Here is a 20159-nt window from a genome sequence, read left to right as displayed (position 1 = left end):
CTCACACCCGGCCCAGATCGCCCTTGCCGATGGTGCCGGCCGCCATTTCGATCATCTTGTCGAGGCTCTGCTTCGCCTTCAGCCGCAAGCCTTCCTTGATCTCGATCCGGGGTTCGAGGTCGCGCAGGGCGATATAGAGCTTCTCCATCGTGTTGAGCGCCATGTACGGGCAGATGTTGCAGTTGCAATTGCCGTCCGCCCCCGGCGCGCCGATGAAATTCTTCTCCGGCAGCGCAAGCTCCATCTGGTGGATGATGTGCGGCTCGGTCGCGACGATGAGCGTGTCGCTCTCCGTCGTTTTCGCAAATTGCAGGATGCCGCTGGTCGAGCCGACGTAATCGGCGTGGTCGACGATCTGCGGCGGGCATTCCGGGTGCGCGGCGATGGGCGCGTCGGGATATTGCTGCTCCAATTTCATCAGCTCGGTTTCGCTGAACGCCTCGTGCACGATGCACACGCCGGGCCAGAGCAGCATGTCGCGCCCGAACTTGCGGTTGAGATAGCCGCCGAGATGGCGATCGGGACCGAAGATGATCTTCTGGTCCTCGGGGATCTGCTGAAGGATCGTCTCCGCGCTGGACGAGGTGACGATGACGTCGGACAGCGCCTTCACCTCGGTCGAGCAATTGATGTAGGTCAGCGCGATATGGTTGGGATGCGCCTCGCGGAATGCGCGGAACTTGTCCGGCGGGCAGCTGTCCTCAAGACTGCACCCGGCGTCGAGATCGGGCAGCACGACGATCTTTTCCGGGCTCAGGATCTTGGCCGTATCCGCCATGAACTTCACGCCGCAGAACGCGATCACCTCCGCATCGGTGGCGGCTGCCTTTTTCGACAGTTCGAGGCTGTCGCCCACGAAATCGGCGATGTCCTGGATTTCGGGCTTCTGGTAATAATGGGCGAGGATCACGGCATTGCGCTCCTTGCGCAGCTTCTCGATCTCCTCGCGCAGGTCCATGCCGGTCAGATTCTCTCGCGGTTGGGCGGTCATGCGTCGTGTCCCCGTATTGTCGTGGCCCGTGGCGGGCGTGCTTGCCCTTCATCTAGGGACAAACCCCCGGCTTTTACAGGGCATTCAGCCAGCAAGCGCCCATTCTTCGCCATCGCGCCCCACCATGCCCCGTCGTTCGAGGTCGATCAGATGCGCCAGCACCGATTGCCCCGCCGCCCCGACGAGCCGCGAATCGAGCCCGACATACATCGTGTCGACCAGCGCCGGGATGGCGCGCGCGCCCTTGTCGAGCGTTTTGAGGATCTGCCGTTCGCGTTGCCGTCGATGGCCGATCATGCCCCGCACCAGTTGCCGGGGATTGTCCACCGGCGCACCGTGGGCGGGGTAATAAATGCGATCCTCGCGGCCATGGAGCAATTCCATGCTGGCCATGTAATCCGCCATGTCGCCATCGGGCGGGATGACCACGGTGGTGGACCAGCCCATGACGTGATCGCCGGTAAACAGCGCGCCGCTTTCCTCCAATGCAAAGCACAGGTGATTCGACGTATGCCCCGGCGTCGCCACCGCCGTCAGGGTCCAGCCATCGCCCGAGATGCTCTCCCCATCGGAGAGCACGCGGTCGGGCGCGTAGCCTGTATCGAACGGGGCATCGCCGCGCGGCCCGATGGATTCGAGCGCGAGCGCAGCGCAGCCCACGATCCTCGCCCCGGTGCGGGCCGCAAGCGGCGCGGCGGCGGGCGAATGGTCGCGATGGGTGTGGGTACAGCAGATGGCCGTGACCGTGCGATCCCCGATGGCGGCGATCAGCGCGTCGATATGCGCGGCATCATCGGGGCCGGGGTCGATCACCGCGACATCATGGCCCGCGCCGACGATATAGGTCTGCGTCCCGTGCAGGGTAAACGCGCTGGGATTGCCGGCCAGCACGCGCTGCACCCGTTCCTCAAGCTGCTGCGGGGTGCCGATGGGGGGGGCGGGCTGTTTCTTGGCTGGCATGGGTGCCAATATGGGCAGGCCGGGCGCGGCTGTCGAGGTGGAGGGGGGCTCCAGATGAACCGCCGCCGCTCATCCCCCGCCGCAAGCCCGGCATTGCGGGTCGGGCGCAATCCGGATCGTGCGCAGGCCCGGCCCCAGCCCGTCGAGCAGGTGCAGCCGCCCGAATTGCGGATCGCTCAGCGCCGAGCCCCCGTTCGGCACGCCATTCAGCAACACGCGCAGGCCGTGCATCGCGCCAAAGCATCCCGCCATCCCGGCAAAGGCGCCGAGCACGCCCTGCTCCGCGCAGGTGTCGCAATCGTCCGCATCAAACGCATCGCCGACATAGCAGCGATAGCAGGGCTGATCCTCGAGATGCCCGGCGAAATTGGCGATCTGCCCCTGGAACCGTCCGATCGCCGCACTGCTCAGCGGGACGCCCGTCGCGACGCAGGCATCCGATACTGCGAGGCGGGTGGCGAAATTGTCGCACCCGTCGAGCACGAGATCGGCCCCTGCGAGAATCGCGCCGGCGTTATCCGCATCGATGCGCATGTCGCGTGCCGTCACGGCGATGGCCGGATCGAACCGGCGGACCCAGTCGGCGGCGCGCTCGGCCTTTCCCGCGCCGGTATCGCCGGGGGTGAAGATCGTCTGCCGCTGCAGATTGCTCACATCGACGACATCGCTGTCCACGATCGTCATGCGGCCCACCCCGGCGGCGGCGAGATACTGAATCGCGGGCGAACCGATTCCGCCCGCCCCCACGACCACCACGTGGCACGCGGCGAGCCGGACCTGCCCCACGCCGCCGATTTCGGGCAGGACGATATGGCGGGCATAGCGTTCCATGCGTTCGTCGCCGTCCAGCATGGCGGAACGGGGCGATGGCGCGTCAGGACGGCGGGGCGTGGTATCATGGGGCATGAGCTGTCCCTTGCCCCGGCGGGGGCGGCGGGGGCAAGAACTGCTTCGGATCGGCGTGACACGGCGGGCCGGAACGCCCGAAAAGCTTGACGATTCGCCGCTACGGGGATATGCGCCGCGCTTTCACGTGAGGGGCATGCCCTTTCGCGCATGATTTCGTATCGGTCGGGTATCGCGCATTCGTGCGGGCCGGACCCGGAGCAACTCGCAAGTACCCCGTTTGAACAGGGCCGCCGCGCCGGCGGCCGCATAAAGGATCGACATGGCCAATACCCCCCAGGCGCGCAAGCGCATCCGTCGCAACGAGCGCCGCGCCGAAGTGAACGGCAACCGCATGGCGCGCATCCGCACCTTCCTGAAAAAGGTCGAGACTGCCATCGAATCGGGCGACAGCAACGCGGCCAAGACCGCCCTGCACGATGCGCAGCCCGAACTGGCGCGCGGCGTGGCGCGTGGTGCGATCCACAAGAACACCGCCTCGCGCAAGATGTCGCGCCTGTCGAAGCGCGTCGCCGCGCTCTGACGCCGACATCGCAGGACGATTCGCCGGACCGCTGGCGGATCGGGCCATGAAAGGGCCGCCGGGCATGATCCGGCGGCCTTTTTCGTACCTGCGATCCGGCGGCTCAGGCCCGGATGCGATCGCCCTCGAATCGGCGGAAATCCGTTGATTCGGATGGCGGTGTGACCAATAAAACGTTCCAAACCAATGGCTTGAAACCGCACTCTTGGAGTTGTGCGGGCTTGATTGAGTCAAGGCGCATTATTTCAACTTTTTTACGCTGCAACCCTTGCCCGTGGACCATCCACAGCCCTACAAAATGAGGGCCGGGCGGTGACCCGCAACCGGCATTATTGAACATCGCGAAGATCGCTCGCCCACCGGATTACTCCGGCGGACGGCGCCGTATTATGGTGCGGCGCCGATGGGCGGATATTGCCGATGACAGGACGGGTGGACGAAGGTTTTGGGGCAGGATTTGATGACGGCTATGATGCGCGGATCGGATGATACGAATGATGCAGGACATGGCACCGCCGCGCCCCTTTCGTCCTCGCGCATCGCGAGCGGCACCGCGGATCGACGCGATGTGCGCGGCGCGGGGGCAGTGGCGTCCGGCGCTTCGGGGGCCGGTGCTTCGGCGGCTGGCGATTCGGCGCACAGCGACGAGGCGCGCCGCCGCGCCGAGGATCTGCAGGCCGACTGGGCCGACATCTGCATCGGGCTGAAAAAGGATTTGGGGCAGCAGCTCTACAATCAATGGATTCGCCCGGTCGAACTCGGCCCGTTCTGCCGCGAGACGGGCACGCTCGACCTGTATCTGCCGACCGAGTTTTCCGCCAACTGGGTCACGGACCGCTTTGCCGACCGGCTCTCGCTGGCGTGGAAGATCGCGAGCAGCGACGTGCGCAATGTCCGCATCTGCGTGCATCCGAACCGGCGCAAGCTGCCCGAATTGCGCGTGGGGTCCGCCGCCGCGGAACCGGCGGCGATGGCCGATCCCGCAGGCGCGCTGACCGATCTCGGCTCGGCCGGGCTGGACCCGTCGCTGACCTTCGCGAGCTTCGTCACGGGCGAGGGCAATGTGCTCGCCTATAACGCGGCGCAGCGCATGGCCGCGATCGAGACGCCGCAATTCTCGCCCCTCTATCTCAAGGCCGCGACCGGGCAGGGCAAGACGCATCTGCTCCATGCGCTGGGCCATCAGTTTGCCGCGGCGCGTCCGGGCGCGTGCATCTTCTACTGTTCCGCCGAACGCTTCATGGTCGAATTCGTGCAGGCGCTGCGCCATAATCAGATGATGGAATTCAAGTCGCGGCTGCGCGGCTTCGACATGCTGCTGGTCGACGATATTCAGTTCATCATCGGCAAGGCCTCGGCGCAGGAGGAATTGCTCTATACCATCGATGCGCTGCTGGCGGAGGGCAAGCGCCTCGCCTTTGCCGCCGATCGCGCGCCGCAGGCGCTCGACGGGGTGGAGCCGCGGTTGCTGTCGCGCCTGTCGATGGGGCTGGTCGCGGATATTCAGCCCGCCGATATCGATTTGCGGCGCAAGATCCTCAATCACCGCCTCGCCCGCTTTACCGCGAGCGACGTGCCCGCCGACGTGATCGAATTCCTCGCCCGCACCATCAGCCGCAACGTGCGCGAGCTGGTCGGCGGTCTCAACAAGCTGATCGCCTATGCGCAACTGACGGGCCAGCCGGTCAGCCTGCAACTGGCCGAGGAACAGCTTACCGATATTCTGTCCGCCAATCGCCGCCGCATCACCATCGACGAGATTCAGCGCACGGTGTGCCAGTTCTACCGGCTCGACCGATCCGAAATGGCGTCGAAGCGCCGGACCCGCACGGTGGTCCGCCCGCGGCAGGTGGCGATGTACCTGGCCAAGGTGCTCACCCCGCGCAGCTATCCCGAAATCGGGCGCAAGTTCGGCGGGCGCGACCATTCGACCGTGATCCACGCCGTTCGCCTGATCGAGGATCTGCGCACGCGCGATGCCGACATGGACGGCGATGTGCGCAGCCTGCTGCGGCAACTGGAGAGCTGAATGGGCTGCGGGCGGTGCGGCTTTTGCCGGCGAGCGTGGCGGTCCTGCTTCTGGGATGCGGCGCGCTGGCGGCGGATGCGGGCACGGGGCGCACCGACCAAACCGCTGGCACCGTCGCAACGCCGTCCGCCGACGCGCGCACCATCTAGGTCGCGCGCTATCCCGCACCGGTCGCGCAACCGGGAACCCCGCCAATCGTCAGGCCGCTTGCGCTGTTCCACGGGGCTTATGCGGTGCGCGACGATTGCCTCCTCTTCGTCATGGCGGGCGGCGATGCGGCTTTGCCCATGGTTTCCGCGGAAACATCGGTGATCGTACAACCCGATCGCGTCATTATCGCAGGCACCGCGCATCCGTTCGGCGAAACCCTGTCGCGCGGCGGGGTCATGCGTGGGCCGGATGGGTACGTAGCTCTTGTCGAACCGCCGCCGCCGGCCTGCCGCTATTCCCTCATCGGCTGATCGTTCCTATCTGTGCGCTCATGCCAGAGCTTCCCGAAGTCGAAACCACCGTGCGCGGGCTGTCCGCCTTTCTCGATGGGGAAACCATCGCCCGCGTGCGCGTGAACCGGCCCGACCTGCGCCGGCCTTTCCCCGACGGGCTGGTGCAGGCGATGACCGGGGCGCGGGTCACCGGCCTGTCGCGGCGGGCGAAATACGGGCTCATCCACCTCTCCCGCCCGCAGGTCATGGTGTTTCACCTGGGCATGAGCGGGCGCTGGCGCATCGACCCCGAGGAGATGGGCAGGCACGACCATCTCGTGCTCGAAACCGGCAGCGGCCATGTGCTGGCGCTCAATGATGCAAGGCGATTCGGATCGGTCGATCTGGTCGATGCCGATGGAATTGATGCGTTCGGCCCGTTCGCGGCGATGGGGCCGGAGCCTTTGGGGCCGGAGCTGACCCCGCACGATCTGCGCGAAGCGTTGTCGGGGCGGATTTCGCCGATCAAGATCATGCTGCTCGATCAGCGGATCGTGGCGGGGCTCGGCAATATCTACGTGTGCGAGGCGCTGCACCGTGCGCGCATCCGCCCGGACAAGGCGGCGGGCGCGGTCTCTCTCGCGAAGCTGAAGCTGCTGGTCCCGGCCATTCGCGACGTGCTGAACGAATCGATTGCGGCGGGCGGTTCCTCGATGCGGGATTATGCAAAGCCCGATGGCGAGCTGGGCTATTTCGCGACATCGTGGCAGGTCTATGGCCGCGAGGGGCAGCCGTGCCATTGCGGGGGGACGGTGCAGCGTTTCGTGCAGGGCGGGCGCAGCACGTTCTGGTGCCCGAAGTGTCAGCGTTGAGCGAGGCAAAACGCGACACAATTGCTTTGCGCGGGGCGCATAACCCCCTAAACGCTTGTGCCATGACAGAAAGCGAGACAGTTTCTTTCGGCTACGAACAGGTCGCAGCGAGTGAGAAGGCCGACCGGGTCGGCGCGGTGTTCACCAATGTGGCGCGCAAATACGACATCATGAACGATGCGATGTCGGGCGGCATGCACCGTTTGTGGAAGGACCGCTTCGTCCGCCGGGTTAAGCCGCAGCCGCACGAGCGCATTCTCGACATGGCAGGCGGGACGGGCGACATCGCCTTTCGCATGGAGGCGCGCGGCGCCGACGTCACCGTGTCCGACATCAATCAGGATATGCTGGACGTGGGGCTCGACCGCGCGGTGAAACGCGGCATCGACAGCCTCGTCTGGTCGCGGCAGGAAGCGGAGGATCTGAGCTTCGAGGACAACAGCTTCGATGCCTATACCATCGCCTTCGGCATCCGGAACGTCACCCATATCGATCGCGCGCTGGCCGAGGCGCACCGGGTGCTCAAACATGGTGGGCGGTTCTTCTGCCTCGAATTCTCGACGACCGAATGGGCCGGGTTCAAGGACATCTACGATGCCTATTCGCACCGGCTCGTGCCCGAAATCGGCAAGCGGATCGCGGGCGACGCGGACAGCTATCGCTATCTCGTCGAATCGATCCGCCGCTTTCCCACCATGCCCGAATTCGAGGGCATGATCCGCGATGCAGGGTTCGCCCAATCGAAGGTGGAACCGATCATGGGCGGGCTGGTCGCGATCCATTCGGGCTGGAAAATCTGAGTTCATGACGCGCCCTGCGATCCATGTGATGCGGCTTCTGCGATGGGGCCGCACGCTCGCCCGACATGGTGCGTTGCGCATCGTGGAGGAAAACCCCGCGACGCCCGCGCCGGTGCGCCGGCTGTGCCGGATCGCCCGGTTCGGCACGCGCCAGCCGCGCATCCCCGATTACGCCGCCGCGTTTCAGGAGATCGGCCCGGCCGCGATCAAACTGGGACAGACGCTCGCCACGCGGCCCGACCTCGTGGGCGAGGAAGCGGCACGCAACCTGCTGTCGTTGCAGGATTCGCTTCCCCCGGTGCCGTTCGAGCGCATCTGCCGGGTGATCGAGGAAAGCTTCGAGCGCCCGATCGCCGCGCTTTATTCCAGTATCGAGGAAACGCCGATCGGCGCGGCCTCCATCGCGCAGGTGCACAAGGCGGTCACGACCGAAGGCCGCACCGTCGCGGTCAAGGTGCAGCGGCCCGACGTCCGTGCGCAGTTCGCGCGCGACATCGACACGTTCGAATGGGCCGCCGCCCATCTGGAGGCATTTGGCGGGGAGGCCACGCGGCTGCGCCCGCGCCTCACCATCGCCAATTTCAAACGCTGGACCCTGCGCGAGCTGGACTTGCGGCGCGAGGCGGCGTCGGCCTCCGAACTGGCGCAGGGGATGAGCGCGGTGCCCGGTTTCCGCGTGCCTGACATCGACTGGGACCGGACGAATGGCCGCGTCCTGACCATGGAATGGATCGACGGAGTAAAAATTGCCGACCGCGCGCGGCTTATCGAGGCGGGGCACGATCTGCCCGATATCGCCAACCGGCTGGTGCTCGGTTTCCTGCGTCAGGCGATCAGCGCCGGGTTCTTCCACGCCGACATGCATCAGGGAAACCTGTTCGTGACGGCGGACGGCACCATCGTCGCCATCGATTTCGGCATCATGGGCCGCATCGACCGGCAGGCGCGCAGCTGGCTTGCCGAAATCCTCTATGGCCTGACCACCGGTGATTACCGCCGCGTCGCCGAAATTCATTTCGAGGCGCAATATGTGCCGAGCTATCACTCGGTCGAGGAATTCGCGACTGCCCTGCGCGCGGTAGGCGAACCCATGCGTGGCAAGCCGGTTAGCGAATTGTCCGTGGGACAGATGCTCGACGGGTTGTTCGCCATCACCCGCGATTTCGACATGATGACGCAGCCGCACCTCCTCCTCCTGCAAAAGACGATGGTCATGGTGGAGGGAATCGCGACCTCGCTCGATCCCGGTATCAACCTGTGGGACACGGCGGCCCCCTATGTCCGCGAATGGATCCGCGACGAGCTCGGCCCGGAGGCGGCGATCACGACCCGCATCCGCGAGGATACGGACACGCTGCTGCGCCTGCCCGGCCTTATCCGCCGGATCGAGGACATGTTTCCGGCCAAGGGCGGCGCGCCGGAGGCACCGCCCTTGCCGCATATCGAGCTTATCTGGGAACGGCGGGAGCGCAAGGGCGGCGGGTTCTGGCCCTATGTGCTGTCGGCCGGCGTCGGCGCGGCGGCGGCCTATGGGGCGCTGGCGGCCGGGTTGTTCTGACGCGGGCATGGACGGGGCGGCATGAAGATATTGCTGATCATCGGCGGCGGGATCGCGGCCTATAAATCGTGCGAACTCGTTCGGCTCATCCGCAATAGCGGGGGCGAGGTGACCTGCGTGCTGACCGACGGGGGCGCGCATTTCGTCACCGCGATGACGCTCGCGGCCTTGAGCGAAAATGTGGTGCACACCACGCTCTGGGATCTCAAGAACGAGACTGAGATGGGGCATATCCAGCTTTCGCGGCAGGCCGATCTCGTCGTGGTGTGCCCCGCCACCGCCGATCTCATGGCGAAGATGGCGGCGGGCATCGCCGACGATCTGGCGACGACGCTCCTGCTCGCCACGGACAAGCCGGTGCTGATCGCGCCGGCAATGAACGTGCGCATGTGGCAGCATCCCGCGACGCAGCGCAATGTCGCCCGGCTGCGCGCCGATGGCATCGCCGTGATGGAGCCGGACGCGGGCGCGATGGCCTGCGGCGAATACGGGCCGGGGCGCCTGCCCGAACCGGATGCGATATTCGGGGCGATTCGCGATACGCTCGACAACGGCAGCGATCCGCTCGCCGGACGGCCCGATTTTTCCGCCACGGCGCATCGCCGGCTGTTCGGGCGCCATGTGCTCGTCACCGCAGGGCCGACGCACGAGGCGATCGACCCGGTCCGCTACATCGCCAACCGGTCGAGCGGGAAGCAGGGTTTTGCCATTGCCGCCGCCGCCGCGGCGATGGGCGCGCGCGTAACTCTGGTCGCCGGGCCGGTCACGCTGGCGACGCCGCCGGGGGTCGACCGGATCGACGTGGAAAGCGCGCGGGAGATGCAGGCCGCGGTGGACGGCGCGCTGCCCGCCGATGTCGCGGTGATGGTTGCCGCGGTGGCCGACTGGCGCGCCGCCGCCGTGCGTGATCAGAAGATCAAGAAGGACGGGTCGGGGCAGATACCTCCCCTCGCGCTCGAACAGAATCCCGATATTCTGCGCATGCTCGCCCAGTCGGATCGGCGGCCCGCGCTGCTCGTCGGGTTTGCCGCCGAAACGCAGGACGTGATCGCCCATGCGGAGGCGAAACGCCGTGCAAAACAGGTGGACTGGATTGTGGCCAACGACGTGTCGGGCGACGTGATGGGCGGCGATGCGAATGCGGTGCATGTCATCGACGCCGACGGCACCCAAAGCTGGAATGCCATGGCGAAAGATGCGGTCGCCCGCGCGCTGGTGACGCGCATGGCGGAAACGCTCGACAATAAGGACAGGCCATGACCGCGGTGCGTTTCAGCCGGGTGGAGGGCAATGATCTCCCGCTCCCCCATTATGCGAGCGCGGGGGCGGCGGGCATGGATCTGCGCGCGTTTCTGCCCGACGGCGCGGTGACGCTGGCGCCTGGCGAATTGACACTGGTGTCGACCGGGTTTCGCGTCGAACTGCCGCGCGGGACCGAGATGCAGATCCGCCCGCGGTCGGGCATGGCGCTCAAGAACCGGATCATCGTGCCCAACAGCCCCGGCACGGTCGACGAGGATTATCGCGGCGTGGTGATGGTGGGGCTGCACAATCTGGGCGATGCGTCCTTTACCATCGCCCATGGCGACCGCATCGCACAGGCGGTCATCGCCGATGTGCGCCGCGTCGGAATCGAGGAAGCCGACGCATTGTCTGACACCGTTCGCGGTGCGGCCGGTTTCGGATCGACCGGGCGGGATTGATGGAAAAAGGGCGGCCCGTTCGGAAGAGAACGGACCGCCCCATGCGAATCGCACGCGATTCGATCAATACATGTGTTGCCCGCCATTGATGCTGAGCGTGGAGCCCGTCACGAAGGTCGCATCCTCGGAACAGAAAAACGCGACGCCGCGCGCGATTTCATCGGCATGGCCCAGCCGTCCGACCGGGATTTTCGCGATGATCTTTTCCAGAACCGGTTCCGGCACCGCCGCCACCATGTCCGTGTCGATATAGCCTGGGGCGATGGCATTGACCGTCACGCCATATTTCGCGCCTTCCTGCGCCAGCGCCTTGGTAAAGCCGTGGATGCCCGATTTCGCCGCGGCATAGTTGACCTGCCCGTATTGACCGGCCTGGCCGTTGACCGACCCGATATTGACGATGCGGCCCCATTTGCGTTCGCGCATGCCGGGGAACGTGGCCTTCGCCATGTTGAAGCAACCGCCGAGATTGATCCGCATCACCTCGTTCCAGTCGTCCCAAGTCATCTTGTGCAAGACCCCGTCGCGGGTAATGCCGGCGTTGTTGACGACAATGTCGATGGGGCCGACATCCCCGGCGATCTGGCTGCAACCCTGCGTCACCGCGTCGTGATCGCCGACGTCGAACTTGGCCGTCTTGATTCCGGTGCGCTCGCTGAACGCTTTCGCCTTTTCGTCATTGCCGGCGTAGTTGGCGACAACTGTGCATCCCATCTCGCGCAGGGCGAGGCTGATCCCTTCGCCAATGCCGCGTGTTCCGCCCGTAACCACTGCAATTTTTGACATGAACATCCTTTCCGCCTGCTCTCCTCCTCAAAAGGTTAGGGATAGCGGCGGACGGTCACAACCTCTTATTCGGTCGGATCGAAACTATGGCAATGCAGCAATTTGGCTACGCATCTGCGGCAGGAATCAGAAACGGAACTGCGTCCCGACATAGACGGCCTGTGCGTCCTGCTCCTCATCCGTGAGCGGGGCGATCCGGTTGCGGTCGGCGGAGTAACGAAGGCCGGCGGTAACCTTCAGGTTGCGGGCCACGCGATAGGCGCCGCCGACATCGACCGACACGTCGGACCCGGTTTCGCCGCTCCGGACCGTATCGACCGGGAACTGTCTCTCGTCGAGATTGACCGTGGCGCTGAACCGGCTGGGCTTCGCCTTCGACGGGGTAAAGCTGGACAGGTCGGGCATGTCGAGCTTGCGAACCTCGCCCGGCAGGGTCAACGTGCGGTTCGCGCTTCCCGCAATGCCCGCGCCCAATCCGGCACGGCCGATCGTGTTCGATTCGCCGCGCTCGACGCCAAAACCCTGATAGCCGCGCGCCATGCCCAGGTTGAAGGCGACGGGCGAAATGCTGGGTATCGAAGCGCCGCGACCGGCGTCCAATCCGCCGACCGCGCCCGCGCGCATGGAAATGGCGCGGACGGTATCGGTGTTGACTCGTACGGCGACCGTCACGGCGCGCTTGCCCGTCTTTTTCGCGCCGGCGGGGGTGAAACGGAAAATGCCGCTGTTGTCCTGCGCGTCGCCCTGCGCGCCGCTCAACCGGGCGAGCAGGCGGGGGTCGGCGGAGGACGGGGTGAAAGCGGTAAGCCCGTCGGAGCCTACCGAAAGAATGCGCCCGGCCATCGAATCGGCGTCGGCCTTATCGATCAGGCCATTGCTGGCGGCGGCGACCGCACTGGGCAGGGCCGCGACGAACGCAGCACCCGTCAGCAGGGCAATGCCCCACCGTTTCGTGCCGAATTTCGTACCTTGCGACGCCACAGTCCTGATCCCCTGAATCTCACTCGCCTTCCTTATACACCGGAAAGCTTTCGCCGTCATGACCCGATTGCAGGGCACGGAGATAAACATGCATAACCTGTCGTAGGGCGCACTGCCAAATGAATGCGTCGGTTCGATGACAGTTCCCTGACCGACTGTTGCATTGAATCGACAGCCGGGTCGTTACGGCGCGCGCGGTTCGGCCCTCGTTCACGCCGGACCGGGCATCGGCGGCGCGCGTGCAAAAACTTGCCGCCGAGGCGCGCACGGTGATAGAGCGCGCGAAACATGTGGCCCGCCCATCGCGGCGCGGGCCGATCCCTTGTGCCAGATACGTTCGCCCCGGCGGGCGAATCGACGAACGAAAGTCCCGCAATGACCGGTCAACGCCCTCGCTTTTCCACCGTTTCTGTCGCTATCGCAGGGCTGGCCGCCCTGTCCGCATTGTCCGGATGCGGCGGGCCCGAACGCGTGCAGACCGAAGCCGCCGCGGCGCAGGTCGCGACCATCGGCGTCAACAGCTATCTGTGGCGCGCCAGCCTCGACACGCTGTCCTTCATGCCGTTGGTGCAGGCCGACAGCGCGGGCGGGGTCATCGTGACCGACTGGTACAGCAACCCCGAAAATCCGGCCGAACGCATGAAGATGACAGTCAGCATCCTCGATACCGACCTGCGCGCCGATGCGCTGCGCGTCGCGGCCAGCCGGCAGGTCGCGCAGGGCGGCGGATGGGTCGATGCGCCGGTGCAAGCCGCCACGGTGCAGAAGCTGGAGGACATCATCCTCACCCGCGCTCGCGAATTGCGCCGCAACGCGGTGATCGGCTGAACCGGGGGATACGCAGGGCATGAGCGACGAGCGTTTCGATCCGTCACAGGCCGACGGGCGCTGGCAGCGCGCGTGGGACGATGCGGAAACCTTCCGCGCCGATTCGGCGAGCGCGAAGCCCAAAAGCTACGTGCTGGAGATGTTTCCCTACCCGTCCGGGCGCATTCATATCGGGCATGTCCGCAATTACACGATGGGCGACGTGCTCGCGCGGTATAAAAAAGCGACGGGGCACGAAGTGCTGCACCCGATGGGCTGGGACGCGTTCGGCATGCCGGCCGAAAACGCCGCCATGGAGAAGGGCGTGCACCCCGGCGGCTGGACCCGCGAAAATATCGCCAACATGAAGGCGCAGCTCAAGCGGCTGGGCTTCGCGCTCGACTGGACGCGCGAATTCGCCACCTGCGATCCCGAATATTACGGGCATGAGCAGGCGCTGTTCCTCGCGCTTTACGAGGCGGGGTTGGTCTATCGCAAGGAAAGCGCGGTCAACTGGGACCCGGTCGACATGACCGTGCTCGCGAATGAGCAGGTGATCGACGGGCGCGGCTGGCGTTCGGGTGCCTTGGTGGAAAAGCGCAAGCTGTCGCAGTGGTTCTTGAAGATCACGCAATTTGCCGACGAATTGCTCGACGGCCTTGGCAATCTCGACATGTGGCCGGACAAGGTGCGGCTGATGCAGGAGAACTGGATCGGCAAGTCGCAGGGTTTGCAATTCCATTTCAAGGGCAGCAATTTCGACGAGGAGATCGAGGTCTATTCGACCCGGCCCGACACGATATTCGGCGCCAGTTTCATCGCCATAGCGGCTGAGCACCCGATTGCCCGCGCACTGGCCGACACGTCGGGCGAGGCGGCGGCCTTTATCGAGACGTGCCGCGCCGGCGGCACGACCGCGGTGGAGCTGGAGACCGCGGAAAAGCTCGGATACGACACCGGGCTGCGGTCAGACCACCCGTTCACGGGCGAGAAATTGCCGGTCTATATCGCCAATTTCGTGCTCATGGATTACGGCACCGGCGCGGTGATGGGCGTGCCCGGCCATGACAGCCGCGACTTCGAATTCGCCACGAAATACGGCCTGCCGATCCGGCGTGTGGTTGCCGCCAGTGCGGAGGAGGCGGACACGCCCTTCGCCGGGGAGGCCGAGGCGGGCGAGGGCGTCATCGTCAATTCCGACTTTCTCGACGGCATGAGCGTCGCCGATGCCAAGGCCGAGGTGATCGCCCGTGCGCAAAAGGGCACGTGGGGCGAGGGCAAAACCGTGTGGCGCCTGCGCGACTGGGGCGTGAGCCGTCAGCGTTACTGGGGGACGCCGATCCCGTTCATCCATTGCGCGGATTGCGGCGTCGTGCCTGCGCCGGTGGACAGCCTGCCGATCACGCTCCCCGAGGATGTCGATTTTCAGACGCCGGGCAATCCGCTCGAACGGCATGCGACGTGGAAGCATGTCGATTGTCCGAAATGCGGCGGCAAGGCGGAGCGGGAGACTGACACGCTCGACACGTTCGTGGATTCCAGCTGGTATTTCCTGCGTTTCGCGAGCCAGCCCGCCGACCGCCCGTTCGATCCTGCGGAAATTTCCGCATGGTTGCCGGTCGATCAGTATATCGGCGGGATCGAGCATGCGATCCTGCACCTGCTCTATGCGCGATTCTGGACGCGGGCGCTGAAACACATCGGCATGATCGATGTCGCCGAACCGTTCCGGCAATTGTTTACGCAAGGCATGGTGACGCACGAAACCTATTCGCGCACCGGTCCCAACGGGCAGCCGGTCTATTACGCGCCATCGGAAATCAGCCGGGCGGCAGAGGGCGCGACATTGAAGGATGATGGTGGCGCAGTTGACATCGGCCGCGTCATCAAGATGTCGAAGTCGAAGAAGAACGTCGTCGACCCCGACGAGATCATCGCGCAATATGGCGCCGATGCGGTGCGCTGGTTCATGCTCTCCGACAGTCCGCCGGAACGCGACCTGCCGTGGAGCGAGGCGGGGATCGAGGGCTGCGGCCGTTTCGTGCAGCGTCTGTGGCGCCTGTTCGGACAGGTCGACGATGCTGCGACGGGCGAGGACAAGCCGCTCGCCCGCAAGACGCATCAGGCGATCGCCGCCGTCGGTGAGGATATCGAGGCCCTGTCCTTCAACAAGGCGGTCGCGCGGATCTACGAGCTGACCAACGCGACGGAAAAGGCGCCGCCATCGGTCAGCCGCAACGACGCGATCACCGCGCTGATGCATCTCGCCAGCCCGATGATGCCGCATCTTTGTGAGGAAACCTGGTCGCGCAGCGGCGGCGAAGGGCTTATCGCAGACGCGCCCTGGCCGTCCGTGGAAGAAAGCCTGCTTGTCGAGGACGAGGTGACGATCGCGGTGCAGATCAAGGGCAAGCTGCGCGACACGCTGACCGTGGCGAAGGGCTTGCCGAAGGACGAGCTGGAGCGGCTCGCGCTGTCGAGCGAGAAGGTGCAGCGCAATCTCGACGGGGCCGAAATCCGCAAGGTGATCGTCGTACCCGACCGGCTGGTCAATCTGGTGGTCTGATGCGGGCGGCGGTTCTTCTCCTCGCGCTCGCGACGATGCCGCTTTCGGCGTGCGCGTTGCAGCCGGTATATGCTGGTGGCGGCGATGGAGCGGTCGCGTCCGGGCTCTCCGGGATCGAGGTGTTGCCCATTGAGGGGCAGTCGGGCTGGCTCATGCGCGATGCGTTGATCGAGCGGCTGGGCGCGAGCGGGGCGGTGCCAACGCGGTACCGGCTCGACGTACGGCTAGACAATCGACTCGAAGGGCTGGGGCTGTTGAAGGACGATACGATCGGACGTGAAAGGCGCACGTTGCGTGCGCGTTATCGGCTCGTGGATGTGGCGACCGGGGCGGTCATGCTGGACACCACGTCTGGTTCCGATGCCGGGGTCGATGTGGTTTCGAGCGAATATGCTACGATCGCGGCGGAGCAGACCGCACTCGAAAACTTGACGCAGGTGGTTGCCGACCGGATCGTTGCCACGCTGGCGCTGAAACTGCGCGACCAATCGCGTGAAGCTGAACGGTGAAAGCAAAGAACAGCAATTTTGCACAGATTGCGCCGCGGGCTGTGCAGACGGCGAAAATCTTCTTCTTTTGCGGGCCGGACGAGGCGGGCGCCCATGCTGCCGCAATGCGCCTAATAACCCTGTTGGGCGAAAAAGCTGGCGAGCGGGTGGAGATTGGCGGCTCAGAATTGAAGCGTGATCCGGTCAGGCTGTCGGACGAAACCCGCTCTACTTCCTTGTTCGGGGACACGCGCCATATTTTCGTACGCGTTCAGGCGGAAGAAGCGCTCGAAGCGTTAAAGATCCTTATCGAGAGCGAGACGGTGGCCGATGGTTGGCCGGTGCTTATCTTGGCATCGGGTGCGACTGACAAATCGCGCACGGCCAAGTTGTTGGAAAAGCGGGACGATGCGCTGGTCGCGATGTTCTACCCGCCCGACATTCGTTCCGTGACATCGGAAGTGCGACATATGGCTGATGCGGCGGGACTGCGTATGGGCTCGGAATTGGCCCAACGGATCGCCGGATCGGTTGGGCTGGACACCCGCATGGCGAAATCGGAAATCGCGAAGCTGGCTCTTTATATCGACGCTGCGCCAGAAGCACCCCGTTCCCTCTCCGAAGCTGACGTGCATGCGATCGGTGCTGTGACCGAAGACGACGGAATGATGGCGCTGGTGGATGCGGTTCTGTCCGGAAACATAGAGCGGCTTGGCGAGGAGCTTACGCGGTTTCAGCAACTGGATATGAATCCACTTGGCACTTTGCTCGCGATGGAGCGTCGGGTAGCAAAACTGACCGAATTGTCATCTAAATTGGGGTCCCGAGCCGATGTCGCCGCGTTCGTCGCTCAGCAACCCGGTGTGTTCTTTATGGAAAAGGGTGCGATCGCAGACCAGCTTTCTCGCTGGCGGGGTCCACGTCTGGCTCGATTGTCTCAACGACTGGTAGCGATGCATCGGCAGCTTCTGGCCGATAGCCAGACGGCTTCGCTCAATTTTCGTATAGGTTGTACCAATATCGCACGAGCGGCATCGCAATCTGGCCATTAGGTATAAAAGCCTATTCATTGGTTGGTATTACTTTGCCATATGGCTTTGGCCGTGTATGCTGCGATGCAACATGGAATAGCCCTTAGCGTGCTTCGGGTAACGACCCTTAGTCGGTGAAAGTGGAACGGATCAAACCGATGCTACTAAATTCCAGAATTGCAACCGATGCGCGGCCTACGAAAAAAGGCAAGCGCCAAACCTCAATCTCGGCACGGCAGGATCGCAGGATACTAACACCTTCGCAGTTAGCGCGCATTCCGTCACTCGAGCACGGGCGTCTCCAATGCTACCTCATGCTCGTTATCGGAGACTTGGCGGCGCTTGCCTTTGGGTTTTTCTTGGCGAGCTATATCTATCTTGGTGCGATGTTCGCACCGCAATCGATGATGCAGATACAGATGATCCTGCCGGTTTTTCTGACCATCGGACTTTATAACGGCAGCTATTCGATAAAAGCCTTGCGACAGCCGACCTTCTCGATTCTGCGGGCGATTGTGGCTTTGCTTGTCGCGGCCGCGATCATCACCTTCGTCGCATTTTTTGCCAAATCCAGCGCGGAATTTTCGCGCAGCACCATGGCGCTATCGCTTCTATTTTCGGTGATCACGATCATCTTCGTGCGTGATCAGATGCGTTCGGTCATCCGGCAAAGGTGCGGTACGACAGGTGAAAATTTCCTTATCGTGTCTGATGGGGGGCCGAAGATCGAAAGCGACAATGCGTATTATTTCGATGCGGAGCGCTTTGGTCTTCGTCCAGATATCGGGAATCCCGAAGCGATCGAACGGCTGGGCAAGATGTTACGTCACATGGACCGCGTTCTGGTTTCTTGTGCGCCGGAACGCCGAGGTGAATGGGCGCACGCTCTTAAATGCCTTTCGGTTGATGGCGAAATTCTCGATGATTCCGTTAGGGAGCTTGGTGCTTTGGGCGCGCACGTTCGCGATGGGATGGGAATTCTGCTGATTTCGCATCGACCGCTTGGTCTTCGCGCTCGTATCATGAAGCGTGCCTTTGACCTCGCCGTGGCTGGCCCGGCGGTCATACTTCTCTCTCCTTTGCTGGGGCTTATTGCCCTGGCGATCTGGCTTGAGGATCGCGGCCCTGTCTTCTTTCTTCAGAAACGAATGGGGCGGTCGAACCAGCTTTTTTCGATCTACAAGTTTCGTTCCATGCGCAGCGACCGACTAGACAGCGCGGGAAATCGTTCGGCGTCCAAGGATGACGATCGAATTACCAAGGTCGGTCGTTTCTTGCGCCGAACGTCGCTGGATGAGGTTCCACAGTTACTCAACGTTCTGGGAGGAAGCATGAGTATCGTGGGGCCGCGTCCGCATGCCCTCGGTTCGCAGGCTGGTGACAAACTTTTCTGGGAAATTGATTCGCGATATTGGCAGCGTCACACGCTAAAGCCCGGCCTTACCGGCCTTGCGCAGGTACGGGGTTTTCGCGGCGCGACTGATACGGAAGGCGATCTCACCAATCGGCTGCAGTCGGACCTTCAATACATGGATGGCTGGTCGTTATGGAGGGACATATCGATTAGCTTCGCTACCGCACGTGTATTGGTTCACGATCGGGCTTTTTAGGTCGTGTTGACAAGATAATTAAGTCATAGCCGTATGCTGGCAATGTTGAGACGGCTGGCGAGGGTTTAATGGTCTTGCCGCAGTGAAATGTGATGCGACGTGATAGCTAGAGTTTTTTGAACATCCCTTCGATGCGGTTGCGGTCCTAGGTCGTGAACCCGTAAATCCCGAGCGCGTATAGGCTGTGGTGCAGGGTCATTCGACCGGCTATATTTGTTTGATGCGTAAGCGGTGTTTTCAGCCCCTGTCGGCCCAAGGCATCAGTTGATCGATGTGCTTATCCAAGTGACGGTTGGCGAGACTGGTGAGCATGGCGTTCATCCATGCGTTCGAATCGATGCTTGGTAACTTGCCGCTCTCGATAAGAGTGGCGATCATTACCCAGCTGTCGGCGCCTTCGTTGGAACCAGTGAACAGGGCGTCCTTGCGGTTGGGCGCAAGCGGGCGGATTGATCGCTCGACGCTATTGTTGTCGAGATCGATGCGGCCATCATCGAGGAAGCGGATGAGGCCGTCCAAGCGTGTGAGCACATAGCGTATCGTTTCGTCCAGCCTGCTCTTGGTGCTCACCTTGGGGGGCACGGTTATCGAGAAACTGATGAAGGTCATCGATGATGTCTTTTCTCTGCGCGTTGCGGACGGCCTGACGTTGCTGCGCCGGCGACCCTCGCACCTCGTCTTCGATGGCATAGAATTGGTGGTCTGAGCCCGAAGTTTTCATCAGCTACGAGCAGGGCCTTGGGCCGTTTTGATGCCCATTGCCGTTTGATCCTGCCTCGATGTCGGCCTGGGTTTGTTTCCAAGGCTCGAGTGGGGCTGGAAGTAGTTGTAGTCGGGCCGCCATGCTTCCGACTCCTGGCGGGCATGGACAAGACTGGTAAAGATCGTCTCGTTCAAGAGCTCGTCCCTGAGCCGGGCATTGAAGCTCTCGATGAACCCGTTCTGATAGGGCTTGACCGGCGCGATATAGTGCCACTCGACATTGCGCTCCTTCGACCCGCGCTGGATCGCCATGCTGGTCAGTTCGGTGCCGTTGTCGCTTGCGATCGTGTGGGAGCGTGCCATGCGGCAGCGCCCAAAACCGCGCAGGCCTGGAGATGCACCACCGCCTGCCGCCTGGCACTAG

The 20159-nt window shown here is 63.7% G+C and carries 19 protein-coding genes and 1 pseudogene; 13 read left to right on the top strand and 7 right to left on the bottom strand.

Annotated features, from left to right (window positions below; genetic code table 11):
- Position 1: 1 nt before the first annotated feature.
- The 3 genes from nadA to Q0897_RS07665 form a co-directional block, all read right to left on the bottom strand.
- Positions 2–991: a quinolinate synthase NadA gene (gene nadA, locus Q0897_RS07675; RefSeq protein ID WP_299308670.1), complete on the bottom strand. Its 990-nt coding sequence runs from the start codon at positions 989–991 to the stop codon at positions 2–4.
- An 84-nt stretch (positions 992–1075) separates the two neighbouring features.
- Positions 1076–1951 carry an MBL fold metallo-hydrolase gene (locus Q0897_RS07670; protein WP_299308669.1) on the bottom strand — a complete coding sequence of 292 codons (876 nt, stop codon included), beginning with the start codon at positions 1949–1951 and terminating at the stop codon, positions 1076–1078.
- Between the two features lie 69 nt (positions 1952–2020).
- Complete coding sequence (locus Q0897_RS07665) at positions 2021–2803, bottom strand: HesA/MoeB/ThiF family protein (RefSeq protein ID WP_299309087.1); 783 nt, start codon at positions 2801–2803, stop codon at positions 2021–2023.
- 316 nt (positions 2804–3119) lie between these two features.
- On the opposite strand from Q0897_RS07665, the gene rpsT reads away from it, so the two are divergent.
- From rpsT to dut, 8 genes are all read left to right on the top strand, one after another.
- The gene (gene rpsT, locus Q0897_RS07660; RefSeq protein ID WP_202082632.1) at positions 3120–3380 is read left to right on the top strand and encodes a 30S ribosomal protein S20; all 261 of its coding nucleotides are present in this window, start codon (positions 3120–3122) and stop codon (positions 3378–3380) included.
- 460 nt (positions 3381–3840) lie between these two features.
- Positions 3841–5409, top strand: a complete 1569-nt coding sequence (gene dnaA, locus Q0897_RS07655) for a chromosomal replication initiator protein DnaA (RefSeq protein ID WP_299308668.1) — start codon at positions 3841–3843, stop codon at positions 5407–5409.
- Positions 5410–5642: 233 nt separating this feature from the next.
- Positions 5643–5870: a hypothetical protein gene (locus Q0897_RS07650; protein WP_299308667.1), complete on the top strand. Its 228-nt coding sequence runs from the start codon at positions 5643–5645 to the stop codon at positions 5868–5870.
- Positions 5871–5890: 20 nt separating this feature from the next.
- The gene (gene mutM, locus Q0897_RS07645) at positions 5891–6703 is read left to right on the top strand and encodes a bifunctional DNA-formamidopyrimidine glycosylase/DNA-(apurinic or apyrimidinic site) lyase (protein ID WP_299308666.1); all 813 of its coding nucleotides are present in this window, start codon (positions 5891–5893) and stop codon (positions 6701–6703) included.
- A 62-nt stretch (positions 6704–6765) separates the two neighbouring features.
- Positions 6766–7503, top strand: coding sequence for a class I SAM-dependent methyltransferase (locus Q0897_RS07640; protein WP_299308665.1), 738 nt, complete (start codon positions 6766–6768; stop codon positions 7501–7503).
- 4 nt (positions 7504–7507) lie between these two features.
- A complete protein-coding gene (ubiB, locus tag Q0897_RS07635) occupies positions 7508–9061 on the top strand; it encodes a 2-polyprenylphenol 6-hydroxylase (RefSeq protein WP_299308664.1) in 1554 nt (517 codons plus the stop codon).
- Between the two features lie 21 nt (positions 9062–9082).
- Positions 9083–10321 (top strand): bifunctional phosphopantothenoylcysteine decarboxylase/phosphopantothenate--cysteine ligase CoaBC, encoded by a 1239-nt coding sequence (gene coaBC, locus Q0897_RS07630; RefSeq protein WP_299308663.1) that lies wholly within the window; start codon positions 9083–9085, stop codon positions 10319–10321.
- A complete protein-coding gene (gene dut, locus Q0897_RS07625; protein ID WP_299308662.1) occupies positions 10318–10764 on the top strand; it encodes a dUTP diphosphatase in 447 nt (148 codons plus the stop codon). Before coaBC ends, dut begins: the two co-directional genes overlap by 4 nt.
- 63 nt (positions 10765–10827) lie before the next feature.
- Here dut and phbB read toward each other — a convergent pair whose 3' ends face one another.
- Positions 10828–11550: an acetoacetyl-CoA reductase gene (gene phbB / locus Q0897_RS07620; protein WP_299308661.1), complete on the bottom strand. Its 723-nt coding sequence runs from the start codon at positions 11548–11550 to the stop codon at positions 10828–10830.
- Positions 11551–11676: 126 nt separating this feature from the next.
- Complete coding sequence (locus tag Q0897_RS07615) at positions 11677–12531, bottom strand: hypothetical protein (RefSeq protein ID WP_299308660.1); 855 nt, start codon at positions 12529–12531, stop codon at positions 11677–11679.
- A 375-nt stretch (positions 12532–12906) separates the two neighbouring features.
- On the opposite strand from Q0897_RS07615, the gene Q0897_RS07610 reads away from it, so the two are divergent.
- From Q0897_RS07610 to Q0897_RS07590, 5 genes are all read left to right on the top strand, one after another.
- Entirely contained in the window at positions 12907–13359 is a 453-nt protein-coding gene (locus tag Q0897_RS07610; protein ID WP_299308659.1) for a DUF3576 domain-containing protein, read from the top strand.
- A 19-nt stretch (positions 13360–13378) separates the two neighbouring features.
- Positions 13379–15904 carry a leucine--tRNA ligase gene (gene leuS, locus Q0897_RS07605; protein WP_299308658.1) on the top strand — a complete coding sequence of 842 codons (2526 nt, stop codon included), beginning with the start codon at positions 13379–13381 and terminating at the stop codon, positions 15902–15904.
- Complete coding sequence (gene lptE / locus Q0897_RS07600) at positions 15904–16413, top strand: LPS assembly lipoprotein LptE (protein WP_299308657.1); 510 nt, start codon at positions 15904–15906, stop codon at positions 16411–16413. Before leuS ends, lptE begins: the two co-directional genes overlap by 1 nt.
- The gene (gene holA, locus Q0897_RS07595) at positions 16410–17444 is read left to right on the top strand and encodes a DNA polymerase III subunit delta (RefSeq protein WP_299308655.1); all 1035 of its coding nucleotides are present in this window, start codon (positions 16410–16412) and stop codon (positions 17442–17444) included. The genes lptE and holA overlap by 4 nt, the downstream gene beginning before the upstream one ends.
- A gap of 119 nt (positions 17445–17563) precedes the next feature.
- Positions 17564–19033, top strand: coding sequence for an exopolysaccharide biosynthesis polyprenyl glycosylphosphotransferase (locus Q0897_RS07590; protein WP_299308653.1), 1470 nt, complete (start codon positions 17564–17566; stop codon positions 19031–19033).
- Positions 19034–19270: 237 nt separating this feature from the next.
- On the opposite strand, the gene Q0897_RS07585 is transcribed toward Q0897_RS07590, so the two are convergent.
- A complete protein-coding gene (locus Q0897_RS07585) occupies positions 19271–19642 on the bottom strand; it encodes a transposase (RefSeq protein WP_299308652.1) in 372 nt (123 codons plus the stop codon).
- A 111-nt stretch (positions 19643–19753) separates the two neighbouring features.
- Positions 19754–20080, bottom strand: a pseudogene (locus tag Q0897_RS07580) (transposase); the annotation flags it as partial.
- Positions 20081–20159 lie beyond the last annotated feature (79 nt).

The organism is uncultured Croceicoccus sp., from assembly GCF_947496385.1.
Classification (GTDB): domain Bacteria; phylum Pseudomonadota; class Alphaproteobacteria; order Sphingomonadales; family Sphingomonadaceae; genus Croceicoccus.
This window is presented reverse-complemented; position numbering and strand designations above follow the sequence as displayed.

Coding starts and splice junctions, on each gene's coding strand:
- nadA (WP_299308670.1), bottom strand. CDS start 991: ATGACCGCCCAACCGCGAGAGAATCTGACCGGCATGGACCTGCGCGAG.
- Q0897_RS07670 (WP_299308669.1), bottom strand. CDS start 1,951: ATGCCAGCCAAGAAACAGCCCGCCCCCCCCATCGGCACCCCGCAGCAG.
- Q0897_RS07665 (WP_299309087.1), bottom strand. CDS start 2,803: ATGCTGGACGGCGACGAACGCATGGAACGCTATGCCCGCCATATCGTC.
- rpsT (WP_202082632.1), top strand. CDS start 3,120: ATGGCCAATACCCCCCAGGCGCGCAAGCGCATCCGTCGCAACGAGCGC.
- dnaA (WP_299308668.1), top strand. CDS start 3,841: ATGACGGCTATGATGCGCGGATCGGATGATACGAATGATGCAGGACAT.
- mutM (WP_299308666.1), top strand. CDS start 5,891: ATGCCAGAGCTTCCCGAAGTCGAAACCACCGTGCGCGGGCTGTCCGCC.
- Q0897_RS07640 (WP_299308665.1), top strand. CDS start 6,766: ATGACAGAAAGCGAGACAGTTTCTTTCGGCTACGAACAGGTCGCAGCG.
- ubiB (WP_299308664.1), top strand. CDS start 7,508: ATGACGCGCCCTGCGATCCATGTGATGCGGCTTCTGCGATGGGGCCGC.
- coaBC (WP_299308663.1), top strand. CDS start 9,083: ATGAAGATATTGCTGATCATCGGCGGCGGGATCGCGGCCTATAAATCG.
- dut (WP_299308662.1), top strand. CDS start 10,318: ATGACCGCGGTGCGTTTCAGCCGGGTGGAGGGCAATGATCTCCCGCTC.
- phbB (WP_299308661.1), bottom strand. CDS start 11,550: ATGTCAAAAATTGCAGTGGTTACGGGCGGAACACGCGGCATTGGCGAA.
- Q0897_RS07610 (WP_299308659.1), top strand. CDS start 12,907: ATGACCGGTCAACGCCCTCGCTTTTCCACCGTTTCTGTCGCTATCGCA.
- leuS (WP_299308658.1), top strand. CDS start 13,379: ATGAGCGACGAGCGTTTCGATCCGTCACAGGCCGACGGGCGCTGGCAG.
- lptE (WP_299308657.1), top strand. CDS start 15,904: ATGCGGGCGGCGGTTCTTCTCCTCGCGCTCGCGACGATGCCGCTTTCG.
- Q0897_RS07585 (WP_299308652.1), bottom strand. CDS start 19,642: ATGACCTTCATCAGTTTCTCGATAACCGTGCCCCCCAAGGTGAGCACC.